Source organism: Streptomyces spirodelae (genome assembly GCF_017676385.1).
Taxonomy (GTDB): Bacteria; Actinomycetota; Actinomycetes; order Streptomycetales; family Streptomycetaceae; genus Streptomyces; species Streptomyces spirodelae.
Window position 1 is genome coordinate 43,694 of sequence record NZ_JAFFZN010000033.1, and the last position, 23,335, is coordinate 67,028.

Consider the following 23,335-nt stretch of genomic DNA (forward strand, 5'->3'; position numbering starts at 1 on the left):
ACAGAGCCTTCGCGTGAGAGCTCACGCCGGTAGCGTGGAGTTGTCCACGTGTGGGGGTGTGCGATGCACGAGGGGTTCGAGACCAGCATCGGTGACCGGCTCGGGCGGCTCCGTACGCGGCACGGGCTGACGCAGGAGCAACTGGCGGAGCTGGCCGGGGTCTGTGTCGACACCGTCCGGAAGCTGGAACAGAACAGGCGTCAGACGGCGCGTATGGCAACGCTCAACCAGCTCGCGCGGGCGCTGGACGTCGACGTGTCGGTGCTGGTCGGTTCGCCCGTCACGTTCGAGGCGCGGCCGGACGGCAGCGCGCCCTCGGTGCTCGCGCTGCGGCGGGCGGTTTCGCCGGTCGGGGACCTGATCGGCGCACCTGGCGAACCGGACCGTGAGGACCCGGAGGAACCGCCGACCGTCGGCGCCCTGCGCGCCTCCCTCCGTGCGACCGAGGGCACCCGCCGCGCGGGCCGGATGGGCGAAGTGGGTGCTGTACTGCCGCAACTGATCCGGGACGCGCGCGCCGCCGTGCGCGCGTACGAGGGGAGCGAGCAGGACCGCAGTGCGGCGTACGCGGTCCTCGCGGAGGCGTACCAGGTTGCGGCGACCACCCTGACGGCGCTGGGCAACCCGGACGCCGCGTTCACCGCAATGGAGCGCGCCACGGCCGCGGCCCGCCACGCGGGCGATCCGCACCTGGAGGCGATCGGTGCAGCGACGCTGTCGTGGGTCTTCACCAAACAGGGGCGGCTGGAGGACGCCGAGCACGTGGCGCTCGCCCATGCCGACCGCGTCGAGCCGACGTTCCGCTCCCAGCCGCTCGACCTGTCCCTGTGGGGCATTCTGCTGCTGCGGGCCGCGACGGCCCTGGTGCGGCAGGGTGAACGCCAGTACGACCGCGTGGAAGAGCTGCTGCGCATGGCGACTGCGGCGGCCGCCGGCATCGGAAGGGACAGGCTCGACTACGCGACCCCCTTCGGCCCCACCAACACCGCCGTCGCCAAGGTCAACTTCCAGGTGGAGATGGACCGTTGCGCCCCGGCTCTCACGACCGCCCGCACCGTGCCCGACCTCGCCTCCCTCCCACCCACCTGGCGCGCCCGCTTCCACGTGGACCGCGCCCTCGCCCACGCGGCCCTCGACCAGGACGAGGCCGCCACCCACGCACTGCTCACCGCAGAGCGGGACGCTCCCGAATGGATGCGCTACCACGGCACCACCCGCCGCCTTGTCTCCGACCTCCACACCCGTGAACGCCGCCGCACCTCCCCCCTGACGGAGCTGGCCGACAGGCTGCATGTCGAGCGGTAGGACACCACGTCCTACCCCGTCGCCGGACTGGCACACAGCGTCACTGGGCGAGGGCACCGCGTAACCGTACGGTCGCGGTTCGTACGGCGGCACCAGCGTCTCGCGGTGCCGCGCCCTGCAGACCCGGGACGGCCACCATGACGCAGCCCTCGCAGAGCACCAACAGCACCAGCAGCAGTCACTCCGAACTCGACACCGACTGGTCCCCACCGACGCACGCGCCGTTCGCGCTCATGCCCGTCGGGGTGTGGTGGGACGCCGTGCGGGTTCCGTACGCGCAGGGGTGGGGGGGGTGGTCAAAGCGCTCGGAGAGGCGTGTGGCGGCGTCATCGGGGACCCGTACCGGTCCTGGTTGTACTGGCTGGTCCCTTCCGGGGGTGGAGAGGTGGCGACGATCGGCGGCGTGGCGTGGCTGTCGGTCGCGTGCTGGCTGCCCGTTCCGGCACCGCACCGGACGGGGCCACCGGGGCCGTACTGGGCGGTGCCGTACGAAGGGCTGACGGAGCCGGGGCGGCTTCGGGCGGCCCTCGCGGGCGGGGGTGCGGCGCGGTGAGCGGCGTCGTCGGTGCCGGGTACTGCCTGCCGTGCGGCCAGTGGTGTGACCGGACCGTGGTGGTGGCGCTCGTGCATGTGAACTCGGGGCCCGGGCGGGCCGTCGAGGCGTGCTTGCCGCATGCGCGGGAGTACGCGGCGTATCCACTGGCCCCGCAGTGGCTGCGGGACGACCTCGCCGCGGTGGACGCGGGCTGACCTCAGCCGGGGCCGCGCTTTCCGGTCCGGCGCGGGGGGCGCGTCCCGCGCGGGGGGCGGCTCGCCGCCGAGCGGCGGAGTTTGCCGGTCAGCGCTGTCGCGGCGGCCGTGAGGAAGACGAGGGTGTAGAGAATCTGGAGGAGGATGACGAGCCGCACGGACTGGCCGTGCGGGGTGATGTCCCCATAGCTGAGGGTGGCCAGCGTCAGCAGCGCGAAGTACAGGGCGTCCAGCCGGGTGCGCAGACCGGTGAACTCGCCAGGGTGATGCGACATCACGAAGTACGCGGAGGAGAACAGCAGCACGGACAGGCACATCAGTGAGACCAGCGCGACGACCGTGCCGGGACGGTCGAAGAGGGCGTCGCGCATGTGCTTGACCAGCAGCAGGGCGATGGCACTCAGCGCGGCACCGAACACGGTCCAGCTCAGCACCGGCCGCTCCGGCCCCAGAAGGTGTTCCGGCAGCAGGAAGTAGGCCACGAACAGCGCCGCGACCACCGGGCCGAGCAGCGGCCACCCCCGCCCTGAGGGCTCGGGCCGACGATGGGCGCTCTCGCCCGAGGGCTCGTCGGACGGCTCGTCGGAGGGCTGCGCCATGCGGCCATCGTCCAAGCTGTCGCCGCCCGGCGCGCTGTGGAGGGGCCTGGCCGGGGGGGGTGCCTTACTCCTTCGGGTTACGGGGCGAAGCAGGCGAGATGACCTACGGCGCCAAGACGTCCAGCTCCGCCATGGCGTCCTCGGTGATGGTGCGCATTATGCGCTCCGCGCGGGCGCCGTCACGCTCGCGGACGGCCTCGGCCACCTGGACGTGCAGGGTGACGGCCTCCTGGCGGGGGTCGCTGAACATGACGTCGTGCTGGGTACGGCCGGTGAGGACGGCCGCGACGACATCGCCGAGACGGGCGAACATCTCGTTGCGGGAGGCGCGCAGCACGGCGCGGTGGAAGTCGATGTCGTGCACCAGGTAGTTGTCGAGCTGTCCGCCGCGCGAGGTGGCGACCATGCCGAGCGCGTGCTCGGTCAGCGCGGCGCACTCCTCGGGGGTGGCCTGCTCGGCGGCGAGGCGGGCCGCGACCGGTTCGACGGCGGAGCGCAGCACCGTGAGGGAGCGCAACTGGCGGCCCCGGTCGGCGCCGGCCAGGCGCCAGGTGATGACCTGCGGGTCGTAGACGTTCCACTGCTCGGCCGGCAGCACGGTGACTCCGACCCTGCGCCGCGATTCAACCAGGTGCATGGACTCCAGTACCCGTACGGCCTCGCGCGCCACGGTGCGGGAGACCTCGTAGCGGGCTGCCAGCTCCTCGGTGAGCAGGACCGTGCCCGGCGGGTACTCACCCGCCGTGATGGCGGGACCGAGCGAGGCGAGCACTCTGCCGTGCAGCCCGCGCTCGCGCGTCCGCGCCGCCCCCCGGCCCTGCTCCGAGCCGTCGGCGCCCTCGTCCTGGCTGGTCATGCGTCTCCCGGTCGTCTCCGCCCCTCCCCGTGCGCTCGGCGAACGCCCGGGACATTCAGCCTACGTGCTCCTCGTCACGGCAATTAAGTATGACTAATTGGTTTCCAGCTATTGAATACGTGTGACCTTTGGGGTTGAGTGTCCTCCGCGCCGAGGTCGATGTCGATGAGGACGGTGAGATGAGGTGCGGAGGCAGAACACCGGAGTGACCGGTCACCGCGTCGTGGTCGTCATGGGAGTGGCGGGCACCGGCAAGACCACCGTGGGGCGGCTGCTCGCCGAGGCCCTTGAGGTGCCGTACGCCGAGGCGGACGCCTTCCACCCGCCCGCCAACGTCGCCAAGATGTCCGCCGGCACCCCGCTCGACGACACCGACCGGGCGCCCTGGCTCGATGCGATCGGCGCCTGGGCGCACGGCCGCGAGGGCCGCGGCGGGGTCGTCAGTTGCTCGGCGCTCAAGCGCGCCTACCGCGACCGGCTGCGGGCCGCCGCACCCGGGATCGTCTTCGTGCACCTCACCGGCGACCGGGCGCTGATCGGCCGCCGGATGGCGGAGCGGGCCGACCACTTCATGCCGGTCGCGCTGCTGGACTCCCAGTTCGCGACCTTGGAGCCGCTGGCGCCCGACGAGCGGGGCGTCGTCATCGATGTCGCTCCCGGCCCCGAGAGCGTCACCGAGCAGGCCCTGGACGGGCTGGTGTCACTCTCCTGTCCGCATACCGTCCAGCCGGTCGGCAACTGCTGACCCCCACCCACCCCCCACCGACAAGAAGCCCACCCACCGCGAAGAAGGAAGAGCCGTGCGCCATCTCAGTGCCGAGATGCTGGCCGCGGGGTCGCAGCAACCGGACCCCATCACGTCCGCCGGCAACGCCCAGTTGGGGATCGCCGCCCTGGTCGGCATCGCCGTCATCGTCGTTCTCATCACCCGGTTCAAGCTGCATGCGTTCCTCGCGCTGACCCTCGGCACCCTCGCGCTGGGCGCCACGGCGGCAGCGCCGCTGGACAAGGCCATCGCGAGCTTCACCACAGGACTGGGGGACACCGTCTCCGGCGTCGGCGTGCTCATCGCGCTGGGCGCCATCCTCGGCAAGCTGCTCGCCGACTCCGGAGGCGCCGACCAGATCGTGGACACGATCCTGGCCAGGGCGAGCAAGCGCAGCATCCCCTGGGCGATGGCGCTGATCGCCGGCATCGTCGGGCTGCCGCTGTTCTTCGAGGTCGGGCTGGTGCTGCTGATTCCAGTGGTACTGCTGGTGGCCAAGCGGGGCAACTACTCGGTGATGCGGGTGGGTATTCCCGCACTCGCCGGGCTCTCCGTGATGCACGGCCTGGTCCCGCCGCACCCGGGACCGCTCGTCGCCATCGACGCGATGAACGCCAACCTGGGCGTGACGCTGGCCCTCGGCCTCGTCGTCGGAATCCCCACCCTCGTCGTCGCGGGGCCGCTGTTCGGCAAGGTGGCGGCCCGCTGGGTGGACACCACCCCGCCCGAAGGGGTCGTGCCCGAGCGCGCCACCACCGAACTGGACCGGCGCCCAGGCTTCGGCAGCACGCTGACGACGGTGCTGCTGCCCGTCGTCCTGATGCTCGCCAAGGCGCTCACCGACATCGTCATCGACGACCCCGAGGACACCGTGCAGCGCGTCATGGACGTCGTCGGCGACCCGATGATCGCGCTGCTGGTGGCCGTGCTGGTCGCGATGTTCACCCTCGGACGGGCCGCGGGCTTCACCAAGGACCGGATGTCCTCCACCGTGGCGGGCTCCCTCGGCCCGATCGCGGGCATCCTGCTGATCGTCGGCGCGGGCGGCGGCTTCAAGCAGACGCTGGTCGACGTCGGTATCGGCCAGATGATCCTGGACCTGTCCAAGGACTGGTCCATACCCGCGCTGCTGCTCGGCTGGCTCATCGCCGTCTGCATCCGGCTGGCAACCGGCTCCGCGACGGTGGCCACGGTCTCGGCCGCCGGACTCGTCGGCCCCCTCACCGCCGGTATGTCCACGACGGAGACGGCACTGGTCGTACTCGCCGTCGGCGCCGGGTCGCTGTTCTTCAGCCACGTCAACGACGCCGGCTTCTGGCTGGTCAAGGAGTACTTCGGGATGAACGTCGGCCAGACGGTCAAGTCCTGGTCGGTGATGGAGACGATCATCTCCGTGGTGGCGCTGGTGCTGTTGCTGCTGCTGTCGCTGGTGCTGTAGCGCCGTCGGCAGGCGATCACGTACCGGGAGGGCGCCCCTTCAGCGGGGGGCGTCCTTGCGGCTTTCCGGATACTCGCGGCATTCCAGATAGTGGAGCACCGCCTGGACGCGGCGGTGCGTGTCGGTCGTCCGCGGGATCTCCAGCTTGTCGAAGAGGGTGGCCGTGTGCTTCTCCACCGCCCGCTGGGAGATGCCCATCCTCGCGGCGATGGCCGCGTTGGTGAGCCCCGCCGCCATGTGCGCGAGGGTCTCGTACTCGCGCGGGGTCAGCGCCCCCGGCGTGGGGCGGGCCCGCATCAGCCGGGCGACGACGTCCGGGTCCAGCGCGGTGCCGCCGTCCACCACCCGGTGCAGCGCGGCCACGAACTCGTCGACATCCAGCACCCGGTCCTTGAGCAGATATCCGATTCCGGCAGCGCCGTCCGCGAGCAGCGTGTGCGCGTAGCTGGTCTCGATGTACTGCGAGAACAGCAGGATGCCCAGACCGGGGTGGCGGCGGCGCAGCTCGGCCGCGGCGCGCAGCCCCTCGTCGCGGTGCGTGGGCGGCATCCTGATGTCCGCGACGACGGCGTCCGGACGGGTACGGCCCACCGCCTCCAGCAGTGCTTCCGGGTCGCCGACCGCCGCGGCCACCTCCAGGCCCCGGTCGGTGAGCAGTCCGACCATCCCTTCCCGTACGACGGCCGCGTCCTCGGCGATCACCAGGCGGAGTGCCGGCCCTGTCGAGGGCGTCGTGGTCGTCATGTGGTCGTCTTCCCGTGCGCTCCGGCGGACTGTGCTCCGGCGGGCTGTGCTGCGGCGAACGGCAGCCGGACCGTCACCGTCGTCGGGCCGCCCGGCGGGCTGTCGAGGGCCAGCGTGCCGTCCACGGTACGCACCCGCTCCGAGAGGCCGCGCAGTCCTGACGAGCCGCCCGGTGCGGGTGGAGGAGGGGCCGCCCCGCCCCGGCCGTCGTCCTCGACGGCCAGCACCAGCACACGGTCGCGGGCTCCGCCTTCGGCGCGGGCACTGACCACGACGCGGTCGGCGTGCGCGTGCCGGGCCGCGTTGGTCAGCAGTTCGGCCGCGCAGAAGTAGGCGAGGGTCTCCACCTCCTCGGGCGGGCGCGGCCCGGACAGCAGTTCGGTGCGCAACTCCACCCGCAGCGACGGCGACTCGATGTCCGAGCGGAGGGAGGCGAGGGCGGGCACCAGCCCCTTGTCGAGGACCGGCGGGTGGATACCGCGTACGAGATCGCGCAGCTCCCCCAGTGCGGTACGGACCGTCCCCAGCGACTGCTCCACCAGTTCACGGGCCTTGGCGGCGTCGGCGGGGGACGGCTCGGGTGCCCGCAGCGCGTCCTTGGCCCTGGTCAGCGCCATGCCCAGCGCGATGAGGCGGGCCTGTGCGCCGTCGTGCAGATCGCGTTCGATACGGCGCAGGGTGGCGGCGGAGTCCCGTACGGCCAGTGCGCGGGTCTCCTCCAGGTCGTGCACGCGTTCGGCCAGCTCCTCCCGGCGTTGCGGGGTGAGGAGCGTACGGGCCAGCAGCCGGACCAGCGCGGTCAGTCGGCGCCCCGCCCAGCCCGCCGCCACCAGCAGCACCAGTCCGGCACCGGCCACGGCCAGCGCCCGGGGCCAGGAATCCAGCGGGAACGTACCGGTGAGTTCGAGGCCGCGGTGCCCGTTCTGCCCCACGGCACGGAACCACACCGGGTACGACAGCAGCGCCAGCCCGTACAGCCGGACCGGCAGCTGAACGGCGAAGAGGAGCACCCCGAGGGGCGCGCCGACCACCACGTACGCCGCACACCGCCAAGCCACGGCGTCGTGCGCCGCGCGCAGCGGTCGCGGCCGGGGCGGCGCCGGTACGTCCTCGTCGAGCAGCCCGCGCAGCAGCACCCGGTGCACGGCCGACAGCCAGCGCACCCCCGTCAGCACGAGGGAGAGCACCGGCATCCCCACGCGGGTCACACACAGGGCCGCGCCCAGGGCGAGCAGCGCCAGCGCCGGTACGCCGAGCAGGGCGGGGAGCACCCCCGCGAGGGCGTACGCCACCGCTCTTCGCGCCCCGCGGGTGGCGGGAACGCCGAGGCGATCGAGGGTTGCTGTCACAGTCACGAGGGCGCGTCCAGTCGGAATCGCGGCGGGCAGGTCACAGGATCTCACCCCGGTGCCCGCCGCAGGTGGCCCGGCAGCGGGGCCAGGGTGGCGGCCAGGGCCAGGGCGAGCACTCCCGCTCCGATGCCCGCCCAGGTGGCCGACGGCAGCGCCGAGAGCGAGGCACCGGCGGCTTCGCCCAGCGGCAGCGTCACCGCCAGGGCGACGCCCGCACCCGCGCCGAAACCCGCACAGGTGACGGTCGCGGCCTCGGCCACCAGCATCCGCAGCACCTGCCAGGACCCGGCACCGACCGCGCGCAACAGCGCGACCTCGCGGCGGCGTTCGACGCTGAGCAGCACCAGGGTGTTGGCGGCGGCGCACGCGGCGAAGGCCGCGTAGAGGACCGTCGCGAACAGATCGACCCACGACGGTTCGGCGACCGCCTCCAGCGCGGCCAGCTTGACCAGCGTGAACGCCACCACCAGCGCGACCGGCGTGATGGCCGAGGACAGCCGCCGGGAAGCCGCGCGTGCCTGCGCGAACGCCAGCTCGGCGGCAGCGCCGCCGCCCAGCGCGCGCGGAGCCGTCAGCAGCCGTACCGGCACGGCCAGCACCCCGGCGGCCGCCCGCGCGATCGCGGGCCCGGCGAAGCCGACCCCCACCAGATGGGCGAGCAGCACCAGCGGCAGGTGCTCCCCCACCTCCTCGCGCGGCCCAGCCGCGGTGACCGCCGTCAGTACGGCTGCGCCCACCAGTGCGAGGACGGCGCCGAGACCGCGCACCACGCCGGTGACCGTCACACCCCGCCGGGCTCCCGCCGCATCGCCGAGCGCCTCCACCGGGCGGGCCCGCGCGGCGCGGTGCGCGGCCAGCAGACCGCCGAGCTGCGAGGTCACGAACAGCACGCCGCCCGCCGCCAGCGCGGGCGGCAGCCCCACGGTGAGCGGAACGCCGGGCGGCAGCAGCCCGTGCGCGGCCATCCCGTCCCGCCATATGTGCGCCAGCAGGAAGCCGAGTGCGTACCCGACGGGCAGCGCGGGCAGCGCCGTGCACAGCGCCTCGGTGGCGACCGTGCGCCGGATCTGCCAGGGCAGCGCACCCACCGCGCGCAGCACCGCGTTCTCCCGCGCCCGCGCGGCCACGGTCAGCGCCATGACCTGCGCGATGACGAAGACCGACAGATAGACGGTCACCACGGTGAACCCGGCGCCCATCGCGCCGACCGCCTCCCGCGCCTGGCCGGGCGGGATTCCGGAGGCCGTCCGCAGCATGGCGACCGAGGCGGTGACGACGGTCGCGGACAGTACGAGCACGGAGAACACCCCGGCGAAGGCGCTGGGCCTTGCCCGCACGGAGGCGCGGGCGAGTCCGGTGGTCATACGACCACCCCGGTTCCCGGACGGGTCAGCGTCCGCATCCGGCCCGCGATGTGCGCGGCGGCCGTTCCCCGTACGTGACCGGCGGGGAACTCGTCCACCAGCAGACCGTCCGCCAGGAACAGCACCCGGTCCGCGTGCGCGGCCGCCGCCGGGTCGTGGGTGACCATCAGCACCGTGGCACCCAACTCGTCCACCGACTGCCGCAGCAGCGCCAGGACTTCCTCGGCCGTCGTCGGGTCGAGCGCCCCGGTGGGCTCGTCGGCGCAGATCACCTCCGGCTCGGTGACCAGCGCCCGCGCGAGGGCGACGCGCTGCTGCTGGCCGCCGGAGAGCTCGGCGGGCCGCCGGTGGGCGCGGTCGGCGAGGCCGACGCGGGCCAGCGCGGCGCCGGCCGCGTCGCGGGACCCGCGGGCTGCGCCGCCCGCGAGGCGCAGTGGCAGCGCCACGTTCTGCTGCGCGGTCAGCGCGGGGAGGAGGTTGAAGGACTGGAAGACGAAGCCGATCCGCTCCCGGCGCAGCCGCGTCAGGGCGCGGCGGCCCATCCGGGTCAGCTCCGTTCCGGCGATCCGTACGCTGCCCGCCGTCGGCCGGTCGAGGCCGACGGCGCACTGGAGCAGTGTGCTCTTGCCGGAGCCCGAGGGGCCCATCACCGCTGTGAAGCTGCCCCTGGGGAGCTCCGCGTCGACGCCGCGCAGGGCGTGGACGGTGCCCTGGCGTCGCCCGTAACGCCGGGTGACCCCTCTTAGAGCCAGGGCGGCCCCATGCTGTTCGCTCGCCATGTTCACCATGCTGGTGACGCTACGAATCGCGGGCCGCCGCAACGAGGGAGCTCGCACCCCGGGTGACGGTACGGAATTACCGAACCCCGCATGGGGGGCTGCGCTTGCCAGCCCTGCTCCCCCAGACTCCGTCCGGGAGGTACCCCCAAGGCGCAGACTGCCCAAGCACAGCAGGGGGTGCCCCTTCAGGGGCGCGGGGAACTGCGCGACAAGCCACAAACAACCCGCAGACTGCAGCGGCGAGCAAGGGGCAGCCCCTCGCCAGCCCTCACAGCCAACCGTTCCGGCGGAAAGCGCGGTACATGCCTACACAAATGACAGCGATCAAGACCAGCGTCAGCGGATACCCGAACCGCCAGTGGAGCTCCGGCATGTGGTCGAAGTTCATGCCGTAGATGCCGCACACCATCGTCGGGACGGCGACAATGGCCACCCACGCACTGATCTTCCGCATGCCCTCGTTCTGCGCTGTGGAGACCTGCGCCAGATGGGCCTGGAGTATGGAGTCCAGCAGCGCGTCGAAGGAGGCGAGCTGCTCGGTGACGCGGGCCAGGTGGTCGGCCACATCCCGGAAGTACTTGCGTATCTCGGGATCGATGAGGCGGTTCGGGCGGTCGGACAGCAACTCCAGCGGCCGGGCCAACGGCAGGGTCGCCCGCTTGAGGCCGAGCAGTTCGCGCTTGAGCTGGTAGACCCGCGCGGTGCCGGAGCCGCCGCCGCTGCCGCTGCCTCCGAACGGGGCCTCGGAGGCGAACACATCGCTCTCCAGGTCGTCGATGTCGGTCTGCAGCTCGTCCGCGACCAGCAGATAGTCGTCCACGACGCGGTCGGCGATCGCGTGCAGCACCGCCGCGGGGCCCTGTGCCAGCCGCTCAGGGTCGGCCTCCAGCTCCTCGCGCAGCGGGCCGAGGGAACCGTGCCTGCCGTGCCGTACGGTGATCACGAAGTCGGCGCCGGTGAAGACGACGATCTCGCCGGTGTCCACCACCTCGCTGGCGGTGGACACTTTCTCGCGCTCCACATAGCTGACCGTCTTGAAGACGGCGAACATCATCGCGCCGCTGAACCACTCGGCCTTCGGCCGCTGGTGCGGCTCCAGGGCGTTCTCCACGGCGAGCGGATGCAGCCCGAACAGCTCCGTGATGCCCTCGAACTCGGCCTCCGTCGGCTCGTGCAGCCCGATCCAGACGAAGCCGCCCCGGTCGTCCTCGCTGCCGTGCCCCCGGACGCAGGCCAGCGCCTCCTCGATGCCGCACTCCGCCATCAGCCGGGTGCCCTCGCGGTCGTAGGCCGCGCAGCTCACCACGGAGGTGCCCAGCGGCGAGCGCGCCGGATGCGACAGATCCACCACGGGGCGCGGCACACGTGGCCGCACCACCCTGCGCAGGCTGCGCACCACCGGCACCGCGGGCATGGGGGCTCCTCAGGCTCCTGATCGTTTCCCGGTCATCCCCAACTGTGCCCGCAAATCGCGTCCGGATGCGCATCCCACACCCGGCCGCCGCGAGGTTCTCACGGCGTCAGCTCGCGTGCGCGCTCCTGGGTGAGGTAGGCGTCCGTGGCCTCCATGTCCTGGAGGGTGGCGGGGCGGCGGGAGAGGAAGCCGGTGCGCAGGAAGTCGTCGCCGGTCAGCGCGTTGAGGTTCCAGTTCGCCACCGTGCGGGCCTTGGCGGTGAACGTGGGCAGGGCCATCAGGTGGTAGCCGCGCGCGATGACCTGCGCGGGGAACCCGGAGAACTCGTACCCCAGCGGGCGGGCCACCGCGTCCATGCCGCCGAGGTCCACGACCAGGCCGAGGTCCTTGTGCCGGTAGGGCGACATGGGTTCGCCGCGCAGCGCGGCGACCAGGTTGCGTGCCATGTGCTTGCCCTGCCGGCTGGCGTGCTGCGCGGTGGGCGGACACACCGCGCCGCCGACCTTCGTCAGGTCGGGCACGGCCGCCGCGTCACCCAGCGCGTAGACGCCCGGGTGGCCCGGCACCGTGAAGTCGGCGTTGACGACCAGCCGCCCCTTGATCGTCTCCGCGTCCAGGGTGCCGATCAGCGGGCTGGCGGCGACGCCCGCCGTCCAGATCAGGGTGCGGGAGGGCAGCACCCGGTTGTCGGTGAGGGTGATCCGGCGCTCCTCCGCCTTGGCGACGGAGACCCCCAGGGAGACGTCGGTGCCGCGCTCGCGCAGGATCTGCTGGGCGCGCCGCCCGAGCTTGGTGCCGAGCTCGGGCATCAGCTTGGGTGCGATGTCCAGCAGATGCCATCTGATCAGGTCGGGGTCGAGCCGCGGATAGCGCTTGGCGGCGGAGTTGGTGAGCCGCTGGAGGCAGGCGACCGTCTCGGTGCCCGCGTAGCCGCCGCCGACCACGACGAACTGCAGCCGTTCCTTGCGCTCCTGCTCGTTGCTGCTGGCCGCCGCCAGGTCGAGCTGGGCGATCACATGGTCGCGTACGTACGCCGCCTCGGCCAGGGTCTTCATACCGCGCGCCTGCTCGTTCAGGCCGGGGATGTCGAGGCTGCGGGTGACGCTGCCGGGGGTGAGGACCAGCCGGTCGTAGCGCTGGTTGACGGTCTCGCCGCTGATCAGCCGGATCACACACATCCGGTTGTGCGGGTCGATGCCGATGACCATGCCCGGGATGATGGAGGTCCGGTGCACCAGCCGGCGCAGCGGTGGCGCGACCGACTGGGGGGTGAGCACTCCGGCCGCGACCTGGGGCAGCAGGGGGAGGTAGAGCTCGTAGCTGGCGGGGGTGACGAGGCTGATCTCGGCCTCTTCGGGCCGCAGACCACGCTCCAGTCCGCGTGCGCACTCGACTCCGGCGAAGCCGCCGCCGACGATCAGAATCCTGGTTCGCTCCATGGCTGCACCCGCAACGGTTCGAGTCTTCTGTCCCCTTTGCACTCCTTGCCGTCTTTAACCCTGGCATGCGGGTGCGGACGCCGCCACCGCGCGTGGTGCGGCGCCCGCACATGCCCCGGTGCTCCCGGAGCGGCCCTTACCGCCCCACCCGGGACCCGTCCTCCGGCCACACAGCCACCACCGCCGGACGGACATACGTACCCGGCCCATCCGGCCAGGTGGACGCGGGCTTCTCCACCGAAGCCCCGTCCACCTCCCCGGGGTGCTGCACCGCAACCAGCACCCGACGGTCCTGCACCAGCGGACCGCAGGTCTCAGCACCCGTCGGCACGGTCAGGAATTGCCGCACCTCACCCTGCCGCGCCCCCGCCGTGGCGACGCCGAACAGCCCGTCGTGGGAGCCGAGCTTGTTGCCGTCCGTGGAGATCCACAGGTTGCCGAAGTCGTCGAAGGTGACATTGTCCGGGCAGGAGATCGGGCTGACCTGGTCCTTGGGGAACCCGCCGAAGTAGGTGCCCGGGTCCTCGGGGTCGCCGCAGACCAGGAAGAGCCGCCAGGAGAAGGCCCGCGAGGTGGGATCGTTGTGCCGCTCGGTGAGCTCCAGTACCTGACCGTGCTTGTTGGCGTTGCGCGGGTTGGCCTCGTCAGGGCCCGGCTTGCCGTCCTTGCCGCGGTCGGTGTTGTTGGTCAGCGCCACATACACCCGGCCGGTGCGCGGGCTGGGCTCGATGTCCTCGGGGCGGTCCATCTTGGTGGCGCCGGCCTTGTCGGCGGCCAGCCGGGTGAAGACGTACACCTCCTCGGCCGTCATGCCCTCGACGAAGGAGCGGTCGCCGCTGGCCAGCGGAATCCATGTGCCCGCGCCGTCGAACTCGCCGTCCTCGGGCAGCGTGCCCTTGCCGTCGATCTCGTCGGCCGGGCTGTCGCCGGTCAGCTTGGCGACATACAGGGTGCCCTCGTCCAGCAGCGACATGTTGTGGCGGCGGTCCTCGGCACTCCTCCCACGGCGCATCGTCTTCTTGGAGACGAACTTGTAGAAGTAGTCGAAGCGCTCGTCGTCGCCCATGTAGACGACCGCGTGCCCGTCCCGGGACAGCCGCGGCTGGGCCGCCTCGTGCTTGAAGCGGCCGAGCGAGGTGTGCTTGCGCGGCGTGGAGTCGGGGTCGTACGGGTCCAGCTCGACCACCCAGCCGAAGCGGTGCACCTCGTTGGGCTCCTTGGTCAGGTCGAAGCGCTCGTCGAACTGTTCCCAGCGCCGCTCACTGGCCCCGCCCGTGACGCCGTAGCGCTTGAGGGTGGCGGCCCGCTCGGGGTCGGTCACCTTCTCGGCGTTGGCGAAGTACTGGTTGAAGTTCTCCTCGCCGGAGAGCACCGTGCCCCAGGGGGTGGTGCCGCCCGAGCAGTTGTTGAGCGTGCCCAGCACCCGGCGCCCGCGCGGGTCGGCCTCGGTGCGCAGCAGCTCGCCGCCGGCCGCCGGGCCGGTCAGCTCGAACGGCGTGGTGGCGGTGATCCGGCGGTTGAGCGGGTGGCGCGGTACGGCACGCAGCGCGCCGGTACGCCGCTCGCCTGCGACGGCGACCACGGACAGTCCGTGCGCGGCCCAGGCGATCTCCACCTGCTCGCGGGTGGGCTTCTCCGGGTCGTACCCGGAGAACATCAGCTCCTCGTCGGTGTACTCGTGGTTTGCCACCAGGAGCTGGTCGGCGCCATGGCCACGGTGCCGGGATCCCAGCGGCAGCAGCGTGAGGAAGTCGTTGTTGTAGCCGAACTGCCCGGCCTGCGCCTTGGCGCTCTGCCGCTCCGGGTCGAAGTCCGGCGCCCCGCGCAGGATCGGCTCACCCCACCGGATGACGATGTTCTGCCCGTACCCCTCGGGGACGGTGACCTTGTCGGCGGTGTTCGGCGCGACCGGCTCGAACCGCAGGCCCTTCGCCGCCCTTCCCGTCCTGCCGTGCTTGTGGCCCTTGCCTGCCGGTACGGCGGCCGCGGCCGACTCGGCACCGGGACCGGTCAGCCCGGTGCCCACAGCGGCGGCGCCGACGACGGCACCGGCACGCAGCACCGACCGGCGCGAGAGGGCACGAGCGATGACGTCGCCCACGTACTCGTTCGAGCTGGTGTTGGGCACCTCGTGGAAGCAGGCGTCGCCGCAGCGGTAGCGGCAGGTCATCGCTGATCTTCCCGTGGGGTGGGAGGTGAGCAGCGGCAGCGGCTTTCGCATCGTCGTTCCTCCGGTCTTGTACGCCGTACGCCGCCGTGACGCTATGGGCACGGGTACGCGCAGGGGCGACCTCGGAGTGAACCGCGGGTGAATACGTTGCCCCTGCGGGCTTGCCGCGCCGGGGAGGGGGGCCGCTGTCCCGCCGTTGCGGGCTGCGGGTTTCTTTCTGATTGTGGGGGCACGACCGCTCGGGGCGCGGCTACTCGTCGAACGCGAGCCGCATGGCCTCCGCGTGCGCGATGGTCTCACCGATCCACTCCGGGGCGAGCGAGGTCTTCGCATAGTCGCGGGCACAGGGCAGACACGCGTACGCGCTGCCGCCGGGCCCGGAGCCCGTCTCGATGATCGCGATCAGGGCCCGGTGCCGCACCGGCAGATCGCAGCGGCAACACGTGCCCGGGTTGGGCCCCTCGGAGTGCACGCTGCCACCTCCTTCGCCGTCACTGTCGTCGCTGGACCGCCACATTGCACATGACGCGCCGAGCTCATCACCGTGCGTCGCCCCCTCGGCGGAGCGGCCCGTGCCGCGGTCAGCGTCCCCGTCAAGGGGCCAACGCTCAGCCCACGCCGTATCGTGCCCGTCTCACGCGCGGTATTGAGCGTTCGTCGCCGTCTTCGTGCACGCATGTAGCCGTTCGATGACTGTTGTTCTTCTCCTGCGACCGCCACCCACCAGGGGTGATCCACCACTCGCCGCCTTGACGCCGCGTGGCCGGAAACGGCGCGGGGAAAGGGGTGGCACGCGGCCGATAGGATTCGGGTATGGCGGCCACTGGATCAGAGCAGACGGGACCTGGGACGTACTACGTCTCGACCCCCATTTACTACGTGAACGACGCTCCCCACCTGGGCCACGCCTATACGACCGTCGCAGGCGACGTGCTCACCCGCTGGCACCGCCAGCGCGGCGAGAAGGTGTGGTACCTCACCGGCACGGACGAGCACGGTCAGAAGATCATGCGCACCGCGGAGGCCAACGGGGTCAGCCCGGGTGAGTGGTGCGACAAGCTTGTCGAGGAGTCGTGGAAGCCCCTCTGGAAGCACCTGCGGATCGCGAACGACGACTTCATCCGCACCACCGAGAAGCGGCACACCGACCGCGTCCAGGAGTTCGTCCAGGACCTGTACGACCGCGGTGAGATCTACCAGGGCGGCTACGAGGGTCCGTACTGCGTGCCCTGCGAGGAGTACAAAACGTACGGCGAACTCCTCGACGGAGAGGGAGAGTACGCGGGCCAGAAGCTCTGCCCGATCCACAAGAAGCCGGTGGAGATGCTCCAGGAGGAGAACTACTTCTTCAAGCTCTCCGCCTACGGCGAGAAGCTGCTCGCGCACTACGAGGCGAACCCGGAGTTCATCCAGCCCGAGTCGGCGCGCAACGAGGTCATGCAGTTCGTCCGGCAGGGCCTGGAGGACCTGTCGATCTCCCGCTCCACCTTCGACTGGGGCATCAAGATCCCGTGGGACGACAAGCACGTCATCTACGTATGGGTCGACGCGCTGCTCAACTACGCCACCGCCGTCGGCTACGGCTCCGACCCGGAGAAGTTCCAGGAGACCTTCCCCGCCGATGTGCACCTGGTGGGCAAGGACATCCTCCGCTTCCACGCGGTGATCTGGCCCGCGATGCTGATGGCCAACGGGCTGCCGCTGCCCAAGCGGGTGGTCGCCAACGGCTGGCTGATGGTCGGCGGCGAGAAGATGTCCAAGTCCAACCTGACGGGCATCTCGCCGCACGAGCTCACCGACCACTTCGGCGTGGACGCCTACCGCTGGTACTTCCTGCGCGCCATCGCCTTCGGCCAGGACGGCTCCTTCTCCTGGGAGGACTTCTCGGCCCGCTACACCAGTGAGCTCGCCAACGACTACGGCAACCTGGCCTCCCGGGTGGCGGCCATGGTCGGCAAGTACTTCGAGGGCGCACTGCCCGAGGCCCTGGCACCCGGCGAGGCCGAGCAGGCCATCGCGGACGGACTGGCCAAGGCGGCGCGCGAGGCGGACGAGCGGATCGGCGAACAGCTCGACTTCGCGGGCGGTATCGCCGCGATCTTCGACTTCATCAAGCAGGTCAACGGCTACCTCACCGAGCAGGCGCCGTGGAAGGCCGCCAAGGACGAGTCGGCCGAGGCGCAGGCCCGCCTCGCCACCATCCTCTACACCGCCGCCGAGGCCCTCCGCGCCTGCGCCGTGCTCCTCAACCCGGTGATGCCCGACTCCAGCGCCAAGCTGTGGGAGTCCCTCGGCGCCGAGCCGGCCCTCGGCCCGCTGTCCGAGCAGCGCGTCGCCGACGCCGCCGAGTGGGGCCGCCTCCCGGCGGGCACCACCGTCACCAAGGGCGCGGCGCTCTTCCCGCGGCTGGAGGAGACGAAGTAGCAGCGCCCGCCCGGTCGTGCTCCGAGCCCCGCCCCCGAGGGCGGGGCTCACGCGTTGTCAGGCGGGCCGGGCGCCGTCCCCGTACAACGGGAGGCACGAGGTGTCCACGGGTCGGGTGAACGGCGCCGGGAGCGGCAGCTCCTCCCCGTACTTGCCGTGCAGAACGCCTTGGTAGACGCCGTCGCGTGGATGCGTGTACAGCGCCCAGTCACCACCCCGCGGATCAACGACCAGCAGCGTGCGCACGCCCGCCGTCGCGTACCAGCCGTTCTTGGCGGTGACGTCCTTCGCCTTCTCCGACTTGGAGATCACCTCGACGGCCAGCTCGACATCGCCCGGGTCGACAAGCCATTCGTCGTCCTCCTCCCACTCAGTGGGCAGGACGACGAGATCCGGGGTGCAGTAGTCGTCCGGGTCGTCGGGGAGGGCGATGGAGGACATCTCGTACGCGTCGAGCCCATCCGGGAGCTGTGGCGAGAGCTGCCTGGACAGTCTCTTGATCGTTCCCGCGTGCTTGCCACGCGGGGTCGGGGACATCACGAGCTTCCCTCCCAGGATCTCCACTCGCAGTCCGGTCGCCCTCTCGATCTCCTCCGCGACCTCGCGCAGGTTGCCGGGACGGGGGCTCAGTGCGGGCACCGTCATGATCGTTCGCCTCCACTCGGCGGCCGGGCAGGCTGCGTATGCCTTCACAGTATCGGGCATGCCACAGGCCCGGGTCCTGCTCAAGAACCCGGGCCCATGGCGTTGCCGAAAAGCGTGCGCCGCGCGCTACTGCGCCGGCTTCACCTGCGGAGGCTTCCGCACCGAGAGGTGGAGCTCCCGCAGCCGCGCGTCGTCGACCTCGCTGGGGGCGCCCATCATCAGGTCGAGGGCGTTGTTGTTGAGGGGGAAGGCGATGGTCTCGCGGATGTTGGGCTCGTCAGCCAGCAGCATCACGATGCGGTCGATGCCGGGCGCGATGCCGCCGTGCGGCGGGGCGCCGAAGCGGAAGGCGCGCAGCATGCCGCCGAACTCGCGCTCGACGTCGTCCTTGGAGTAGCCCGCGATGCCGAACGCCTCGAACATGATCTCCGGTTCGTGGTTCCGGATCGCGCCGGAGGACAGCTCGACGCCGTTGCAGACGATGTCGTACTGCCAGGCCAGCACGTCCAGCGGGTCCTTGGTGCGCAGCGCCTCCAGGCCGCCCTGGGGCATCGAGAAGGGGTTGTGGGAGAACTCGATCTTGCCGGTCTCCTCGTCCTTCTCGAACATCGGGAAGTCCACGATCCAGCAGAACCGGAAGACGTTCTCCTCGAAGTGCCCGGCGCGCTTGGCGGCCTCGACCCGGACCGCGCCCATGATCTTGGAGACCTCGTCGAACTCTCCCGCGCCGAAGAAGACCGCGTGGCCGGGGACCAGGCCGAGGGCCTCGGTCAGCGCCTTGACGTTGTCGTCCGTGAGGAACTTGGCGATGGGTCCGGAGAGCGAACCGTCCTCGGCGACCCGCACCCAGGCCAGGCCCTTGGCGCCCTGCTCGACGGCGAAGTCGCCCAGCGAGTCGAAGAACTTGCGCGGCTGCGAGGCGGTGTCCGGCACCGCGAGGGCGCGCACGTGCTTGTCCGCGAACGCCTTGAAGCCCGAGCCGGCGAAGATGTCGGAGACGTCCCTCAGCTCCAGCCGCGCCCGCAGGTCCGGCTTGTCCGAGCCGTACTTGACCATCGCCTCGCGGAAGGGGATGCGCGGGAACGGCGAGGTGACCTCGCGGCCCTCGCCCAGCTCCTGGAACAGCTCGGTCATCACCTTCTCGATGACGCCGAAGACGTCCTCCTGCTCGACGAAGCTCATCTCCATGTCGAGCTGGTAGAACTCGCCCGGCGAGCGGTCGGCGCGGGCGTCCTCGTCGCGGAAGCAGGGCGCGATCTGGAAGTACCGGTCGAAACCGGCGATCATCAGCAGCTGCTTGAACTGCTGCGGCGCCTGCGGCAGCGCGTAGAACCTCCCCGGGTGCAGCCGGGAGGGCACCAGGAAGTCGCGGGCGCCCTCGGGCGAGGTGGCCGACAGGATCGGGGTCGCCAGCTCGTTGAAGCCCTGGGCCACCATCTTCTCGCGGATGGCGGCGATGACCTTGCTGCGCAGCATCACGTTACGGTGCATGCGCTCGCGGCGCAGGTCGAGGAAGCGGTACTCCAGGCGCCGCTCCTCGTTGACGCCGTCCTCGGCGTTGATGGTGAAGGGGATCTGCTCTGCGCCGCCCAGCACCTCCACCTGGGCGACCTCGACCTCGATCTCACCGGTGGGCAGCTCGGGGTTGATGTTCTCCTCGCCACGCGCGGTGACCTTGCCGTCGATACGGAGGACGCTCTCCTTGGCCAGCGAGCTGAGCCGGTGGTTGATCTCGCTCGCCTCGTCGCGGACCACGAGCTGGACGATGCCGTAGTGGTCGCGAAGATCGATGAAGAGGATGCCGCCCAGGTTCCGGCGATTGTGCAGCCAGCCGCTCAGCCGGACGTCAGTGCCGACGTCCGTGGCGCGAAGCTCGCCGCAGGTGTGGGACCGGTACCGATGCATCATTCATCCAAGTCGTTCGGCTCAAGGGTCACAGTGGAATACCCCTCAGACTACCGCCCTGGGCTACCCTGCTTCGCCCCCGTTTCCGCAACCCATCAACTCTGCATAAAGTGGTGCAATGCGCACCGTTGACGCCTTGGCGGCCCTCGGCGCCGGGCTCTGGGCCTGGGACAACGCCACAGGTCTGGTGACGCTCGACTCCCGCGCCGCCCGCCTGCTCGGCGTCGCTGACGAGGCCGCTCAGGCCCGTGCATACGCCGACACCCCCCGCACGGACACCCACCTCACGCTCTCCGGCAGCGCGGTCCGCTCCCACCTGCACGCCGTGGACTACATCGGCTTCCAGAACATCGTCACCCTGGCCCTCGCCGAGGACACGCCCGCCGAGGCGCTGCTGCGGGTGGTGGACGGCCAGGGGCGGGTGGAGCGGACCGTCCGCGTGGTCGTACGCCCCGTACCCACGGCCGGCCCCCGGGGCCCGGGCGGGCGGAGCGGACCGGAGAGCCCCGGCAGCCCCGACGCCGCCGCGCGGCGCCCGAGAGCGCCGGAGTCCGCCGCAGCCCTCACCGGTCTGCTCTACGAGGTGCCCGAGCCGGAGAGCGCCACGGAAGCCCGCCGCCGCACGGCACCGGCCGCCCCCGGCGCCGCCCCGGAGGCCCCCGCCACTCCCGGGGGGCCCGGCGGGCCCGGCGGTGCGGACCGCGGCCCGATGGCCGAGTGGGACTGGCGGCGCAACCGGGAGGCGTTCCTGCTGGACACCGGGCGCGCACTCGCCGAGGCCCACAGCACGGCCGACGTGCTGCGGGTCGCCTCGTCACTGGCCATGCCCGGCTTCTCCCCGGAGGCGCTGGCCGTCTTCGTCGTCAGCGGCGAACAGCTCACCGTCTACGGCGCCTCGCCCGGCGCCCCGGCGCGGCCCGGCCACCCTTATGTGCCCGGTGGCGGCTACGGGCCGCGCGGCAGCGGCTCCCGGCTGCACCTGGCGGACCAGGACCCGGCGGCCGAGGCGGTACGGGGCGGCCGGGCGCTGTATCTGCACTCCCCGCAGGAGTACGCCGAACGCTTCCCCGCCGCCCGCCCCGCCGAGACCCAGCCCGGCCACGCCGCGTGGGCCTTTCTGCCGCTGACCGTCGCGGGGCGCACCATCGGCGCCTGGATGACGGCCTTCGCGCAGCCCGTGGCCTTCACCCCGGACGAGCGCGCCGTGCTGACGACGGTCGCACGGATGCTGGCGCAGTCGCTCTCGCGGGCCATGCTGAACGAGTCGGAGCGCGAGCTGGCGGCCCGGCTGCAGCGGGTGATGCGGCCCGCGCAGAGTCCCGCCGTCCCCGGTATGGACCTGGCGGCCCGCTATGTGCCGACCGGGGGCGGGCTGCAGGTCGGCGGCGACTGGTACGACGTGATCCCGCTGCCCTCGGGGCGTACCGCGCTGGTCATCGGCGACGTCCAGGGCCACGACGTACGCGCCGCAGGCATCATGGGCCAGTTGAGGGTGGCGGTGCGCGCCTACGCGGCCGAGGGGCACCACCCGGACGCGGTGCTCGCCCGCGCCTCCCGCTTCCTGCACGGGATGAGCGCGGGCGAACGTGTCAACGCGCCTCCGCCCACCGCGCCCGCCGACGAGACCGTCGGCCTGCCGCACCCCGCCGCGACCGGCGACGAGAGCGAGCCCGACCACGCCGAGCCACGCTTCGCCACCTGCCTCTACGCCGAGGTCGACCCGGAGACCGGCGTCCTGGACGTGGCCCGCGCCGGCCACCCCGACCTGGCCGTACAGCTTCCGGACGGCCCGATGCTGGTCCGCGCCACGGCCGGCGGCCTCCCGCTGGGCATCGAGCCGGACCCCGACTATCCCGTCACCCGGCTGGTGCTGGAGCCGGGAGAGCGGCTGCTGATGTGCACCGACGGGCTGATCGAGACCGGCGGGCACGACCTGGAGACGGGCTGGGCACGGATCCGCGCGGTGGTGGAGGAGGCCACCCGCCGCACCGGGGCACGGAACGGCGGAGCAGCGCTGCTGGAGCAGGTGGCCGACGCACTGGTGCAGGCCGCACAGGCCGTACAGAGCGGCCTCGGTGTCGCGGGCGGCAGCACCGGGCGGGCTGCCGCCGGCGCCGTCGGCGCGGCACCCGGCCCGCTCGCCGGCCGGCGCGAGGACGACATCGCACTGCTGCTGCTCGCCCGGAGCCCCGCTGAGGCGGGCGCGCCCGCGGCCGGCGTCCCCTTCGCCACCCGGCGCACCGTGCTGACCGTCGCCCAGGCCCAGCCCGAACGGATCGCCGTCGCCCGCCACCAGCTGCGCGACCTGCTGCACGACTGGGAAGACCCCGACCAGGTGGACGGGGCCGTGCTGATGCTCTCCGAGATGCTGACGAACGTGCTGGTCCACACGGACGGGGACGCGGTGCTCGTCGCGGAGATCACCACGCTCCGCGAGGGCGAGCGGCGCACGCTGCGGGTCAATGTCTCCGACCCCAGCGACGAGCTGCCGCACCGCCGCACGCCGGGCGAACTCGCCTCCTCGGGACGCGGTCTGATGCTGCTGGGCATGCTCGCCGACCGGTGGGGCGTGGACCCGCGGGGCGAGGGCAAGTGCATCTGGTTCGACATCCACGAACAGGACCCCGCAACCACCACCCCGATGGAACCCTCCCTCGCCCTCTGGGAGGGAGGCACCCCGTAAGGGGCGCGGGGAACTGCTCCCCTGGGGGCACCTCCTGATCAGGGGCGGCGCACCCAGCGGAGTGTCACCCGTACATGCGGCGCATCGCGAAGTCGACCATCTCCTCGACCGCCTTGGCGTCGAAGACGACCCGGTGCTCGCCCTCCATGTCGAGCACGAAGCCGTATCCGGACGGCAGCAGGTCGAGGACCTCGGCGCCGGTGATGACGAAGTACTTCGACTCCTTGCCCGCATAGGCGCGCAGCTCCTTGAGGGTGCTGAACATCGGGATGACGGGCTGCTGGGTGTTGTGCAGCGCGAGGAAGCCCGGGGTGTCGCCGCGCGGGCAGTACACCTTGGAGGTGGAGAAGATGCCCTGGAAGTCCTCGGCGCTCATCGAGCCCGTGGTGAAGGCGCGGATCGACTCCTGGAGCGAGGGCGGCGACGGCTCGGGGTAGAGCGGCTGCTGCTGCGGCCCGGGCTGGCCGTACGGCGGCGCCCCCTGCTGGGCTCCGTACGGCGGCGGGGGCGGTGCCTGGTGACCTTGCTGACCGGGGTGCGAAGCATGTCCGGCGTGCTGATAGCCGTGCGCGCCGTGGCCCTGCCCTGGCTGCGGTCCATGGCCCTGCCCTGGCGGAGCACCGGTCTGGTCGTAACCGTACATAGCAAAGAGAGTAACGAGTCACAGAAGGGCGGTGAGGGGTTGCTTCTTATTACCGGCGG

The 23,335-nt window shown here is 71.8% G+C and carries 19 protein-coding genes; 6 read left to right on the forward strand and 13 right to left on the reverse strand.

The features are described 5' to 3' along the window. Positions 1-63 precede the first annotated feature (63 nt). The gene (locus tag JW592_RS28250; protein WP_209268078.1) at positions 64-1,305 is read left to right on the forward strand and encodes a helix-turn-helix domain-containing protein; all 1,242 of its coding nucleotides are present in this window, start codon (positions 64-66) and stop codon (positions 1,303-1,305) included. Between the two features lie 549 nt (positions 1,306-1,854). After that, positions 1,855-2,055, forward strand: a complete 201-nt coding sequence (locus tag JW592_RS28255) for a hypothetical protein (protein ID WP_209268079.1) — start codon at positions 1,855-1,857, stop codon at positions 2,053-2,055. A 2-nt stretch (positions 2,056-2,057) separates the two neighbouring features. Here the strand turns inward: JW592_RS28255 and JW592_RS28260 are convergent, their stop codons facing one another. Next, positions 2,058-2,654: a potassium channel family protein gene (locus JW592_RS28260; protein WP_209268080.1), complete on the reverse strand. Its 597-nt coding sequence runs from the start codon at positions 2,652-2,654 to the stop codon at positions 2,058-2,060. Between the two features lie 103 nt (positions 2,655-2,757). After that, entirely contained in the window at positions 2,758-3,510 is a 753-nt protein-coding gene (locus tag JW592_RS28265) for a FadR/GntR family transcriptional regulator (protein ID WP_229376995.1), read from the reverse strand. 232 nt (positions 3,511-3,742) lie between these two features. On the opposite strand from JW592_RS28265, the gene JW592_RS28270 reads away from it, so the two are divergent. Both JW592_RS28270 and JW592_RS28275 read left to right on the forward strand, forming a co-directional pair. Further along, positions 3,743-4,255 carry a gluconokinase gene (locus tag JW592_RS28270; protein WP_209268112.1) on the forward strand — a complete coding sequence of 171 codons (513 nt, stop codon included), beginning with the start codon at positions 3,743-3,745 and terminating at the stop codon, positions 4,253-4,255. A gap of 55 nt (positions 4,256-4,310) precedes the next feature. After that, complete coding sequence (locus JW592_RS28275) at positions 4,311-5,714, forward strand: GntT/GntP/DsdX family permease (protein ID WP_209268081.1); 1,404 nt, start codon at positions 4,311-4,313, stop codon at positions 5,712-5,714. A 39-nt stretch (positions 5,715-5,753) separates the two neighbouring features. Here the strand turns inward: JW592_RS28275 and JW592_RS28280 are convergent, their stop codons facing one another. From JW592_RS28280 to JW592_RS28315, 8 genes are all read right to left on the reverse strand, one after another. Beyond that, positions 5,754-6,458 (reverse strand): response regulator transcription factor, encoded by a 705-nt coding sequence (locus tag JW592_RS28280; RefSeq protein ID WP_209268082.1) that lies wholly within the window; start codon positions 6,456-6,458, stop codon positions 5,754-5,756. Then, entirely contained in the window at positions 6,455-7,813 is a 1,359-nt protein-coding gene (locus JW592_RS28285) for a sensor histidine kinase (protein ID WP_209268083.1), read from the reverse strand. Before JW592_RS28285 ends, JW592_RS28280 begins: the two co-directional genes overlap by 4 nt. Positions 7,814-7,857: 44 nt before the next feature. Then, positions 7,858-9,174 (reverse strand): FtsX-like permease family protein, encoded by a 1,317-nt coding sequence (locus JW592_RS28290; RefSeq protein WP_209268084.1) that lies wholly within the window; start codon positions 9,172-9,174, stop codon positions 7,858-7,860. Further along, the gene (locus tag JW592_RS28295) at positions 9,171-9,962 is read right to left on the reverse strand and encodes an ABC transporter ATP-binding protein (RefSeq protein ID WP_209268085.1); all 792 of its coding nucleotides are present in this window, start codon (positions 9,960-9,962) and stop codon (positions 9,171-9,173) included. The genes JW592_RS28290 and JW592_RS28295 overlap by 4 nt, the downstream gene beginning before the upstream one ends. Before the next feature lie 259 nt (positions 9,963-10,221). Continuing rightward, on the reverse strand, positions 10,222-11,367 hold the full coding sequence (locus JW592_RS28300; protein ID WP_209268086.1) for a magnesium and cobalt transport protein CorA: 1,146 nt from the start codon (positions 11,365-11,367) through the stop codon (positions 10,222-10,224). A gap of 98 nt (positions 11,368-11,465) precedes the next feature. Continuing rightward, complete coding sequence (locus tag JW592_RS28305; protein ID WP_209268087.1) at positions 11,466-12,806, reverse strand: NAD(P)/FAD-dependent oxidoreductase; 1,341 nt, start codon at positions 12,804-12,806, stop codon at positions 11,466-11,468. 136 nt (positions 12,807-12,942) lie between these two features. Then, positions 12,943-15,027: a PhoX family protein gene (locus JW592_RS28310; protein ID WP_209268088.1), complete on the reverse strand. Its 2,085-nt coding sequence runs from the start codon at positions 15,025-15,027 to the stop codon at positions 12,943-12,945. A gap of 199 nt (positions 15,028-15,226) precedes the next feature. After that, the gene (locus JW592_RS28315) at positions 15,227-15,448 is read right to left on the reverse strand and encodes a hypothetical protein (RefSeq protein ID WP_209268089.1); all 222 of its coding nucleotides are present in this window, start codon (positions 15,446-15,448) and stop codon (positions 15,227-15,229) included. Between the two features lie 341 nt (positions 15,449-15,789). Between JW592_RS28315 and metG the strand changes: the two genes are divergently transcribed. Beyond that, positions 15,790-17,400 (forward strand): methionine--tRNA ligase, encoded by a 1,611-nt coding sequence (gene metG, locus JW592_RS28320; RefSeq protein ID WP_209268090.1) that lies wholly within the window; start codon positions 15,790-15,792, stop codon positions 17,398-17,400. A gap of 57 nt (positions 17,401-17,457) precedes the next feature. Here metG and JW592_RS28325 read toward each other — a convergent pair whose 3' ends face one another. After that, positions 17,458-18,045, reverse strand: coding sequence for a Uma2 family endonuclease (locus JW592_RS28325; protein WP_209268091.1), 588 nt, complete (start codon positions 18,043-18,045; stop codon positions 17,458-17,460). 126 nt (positions 18,046-18,171) lie between these two features. After that, the gene (gene aspS, locus JW592_RS28330) at positions 18,172-19,950 is read right to left on the reverse strand and encodes an aspartate--tRNA ligase (protein WP_209268113.1); all 1,779 of its coding nucleotides are present in this window, start codon (positions 19,948-19,950) and stop codon (positions 18,172-18,174) included. Positions 19,951-20,068: 118 nt separating this feature from the next. Between aspS and JW592_RS28335 the strand changes: the two genes are divergently transcribed. After that, on the forward strand, positions 20,069-22,633 hold the full coding sequence (locus JW592_RS28335) for an ATP-binding SpoIIE family protein phosphatase (protein WP_209268092.1): 2,565 nt from the start codon (positions 20,069-20,071) through the stop codon (positions 22,631-22,633). A gap of 64 nt (positions 22,634-22,697) precedes the next feature. On the opposite strand, the gene JW592_RS28340 is transcribed toward JW592_RS28335, so the two are convergent. After that, complete coding sequence (locus JW592_RS28340; protein WP_209268093.1) at positions 22,698-23,276, reverse strand: SseB family protein; 579 nt, start codon at positions 23,274-23,276, stop codon at positions 22,698-22,700. Positions 23,277-23,335 lie beyond the last annotated feature (59 nt).

What these genes read in the sequence shown, in the direction of transcription:
- JW592_RS28270 (WP_209268112.1), top strand. Translation starts at nt 3,743, where the DNA reads ATGGGAGTGGCGGGCACCGGCAAGACCACCGTGGGGCGGCTGCTCGCC.
- JW592_RS28290 (WP_209268084.1), bottom strand. Translation starts at nt 9,174, where the DNA reads ATGACCACCGGACTCGCCCGCGCCTCCGTGCGGGCAAGGCCCAGCGCC.
- JW592_RS28260 (WP_209268080.1), bottom strand. Translation starts at nt 2,654, where the DNA reads ATGGCGCAGCCCTCCGACGAGCCGTCCGACGAGCCCTCGGGCGAGAGC.
- aspS (WP_209268113.1), bottom strand. Translation starts at nt 19,950, where the DNA reads ATGCATCGGTACCGGTCCCACACCTGCGGCGAGCTTCGCGCCACGGAC.
- JW592_RS28295 (WP_209268085.1), bottom strand. Translation starts at nt 9,962, where the DNA reads ATGGTGAACATGGCGAGCGAACAGCATGGGGCCGCCCTGGCTCTAAGA.
- JW592_RS28340 (WP_209268093.1), bottom strand. Translation starts at nt 23,276, where the DNA reads ATGTACGGTTACGACCAGACCGGTGCTCCGCCAGGGCAGGGCCATGGA.
- JW592_RS28300 (WP_209268086.1), bottom strand. Translation starts at nt 11,367, where the DNA reads ATGCCCGCGGTGCCGGTGGTGCGCAGCCTGCGCAGGGTGGTGCGGCCA.
- JW592_RS28310 (WP_209268088.1), bottom strand. Translation starts at nt 15,027, where the DNA reads ATGCGAAAGCCGCTGCCGCTGCTCACCTCCCACCCCACGGGAAGATCA.
- JW592_RS28305 (WP_209268087.1), bottom strand. Translation starts at nt 12,806, where the DNA reads ATGGAGCGAACCAGGATTCTGATCGTCGGCGGCGGCTTCGCCGGAGTC.
- JW592_RS28335 (WP_209268092.1), top strand. Translation starts at nt 20,069, where the DNA reads ATGCGCACCGTTGACGCCTTGGCGGCCCTCGGCGCCGGGCTCTGGGCC.
- JW592_RS28265 (WP_229376995.1), bottom strand. Translation starts at nt 3,510, where the DNA reads ATGACCAGCCAGGACGAGGGCGCCGACGGCTCGGAGCAGGGCCGGGGG.
- JW592_RS28280 (WP_209268082.1), bottom strand. Translation starts at nt 6,458, where the DNA reads ATGACGACCACGACGCCCTCGACAGGGCCGGCACTCCGCCTGGTGATC.
- JW592_RS28325 (WP_209268091.1), bottom strand. Translation starts at nt 18,045, where the DNA reads ATGACGGTGCCCGCACTGAGCCCCCGTCCCGGCAACCTGCGCGAGGTC.
- JW592_RS28250 (WP_209268078.1), top strand. Translation starts at nt 64, where the DNA reads ATGCACGAGGGGTTCGAGACCAGCATCGGTGACCGGCTCGGGCGGCTC.
- metG (WP_209268090.1), top strand. Translation starts at nt 15,790, where the DNA reads ATGGCGGCCACTGGATCAGAGCAGACGGGACCTGGGACGTACTACGTC.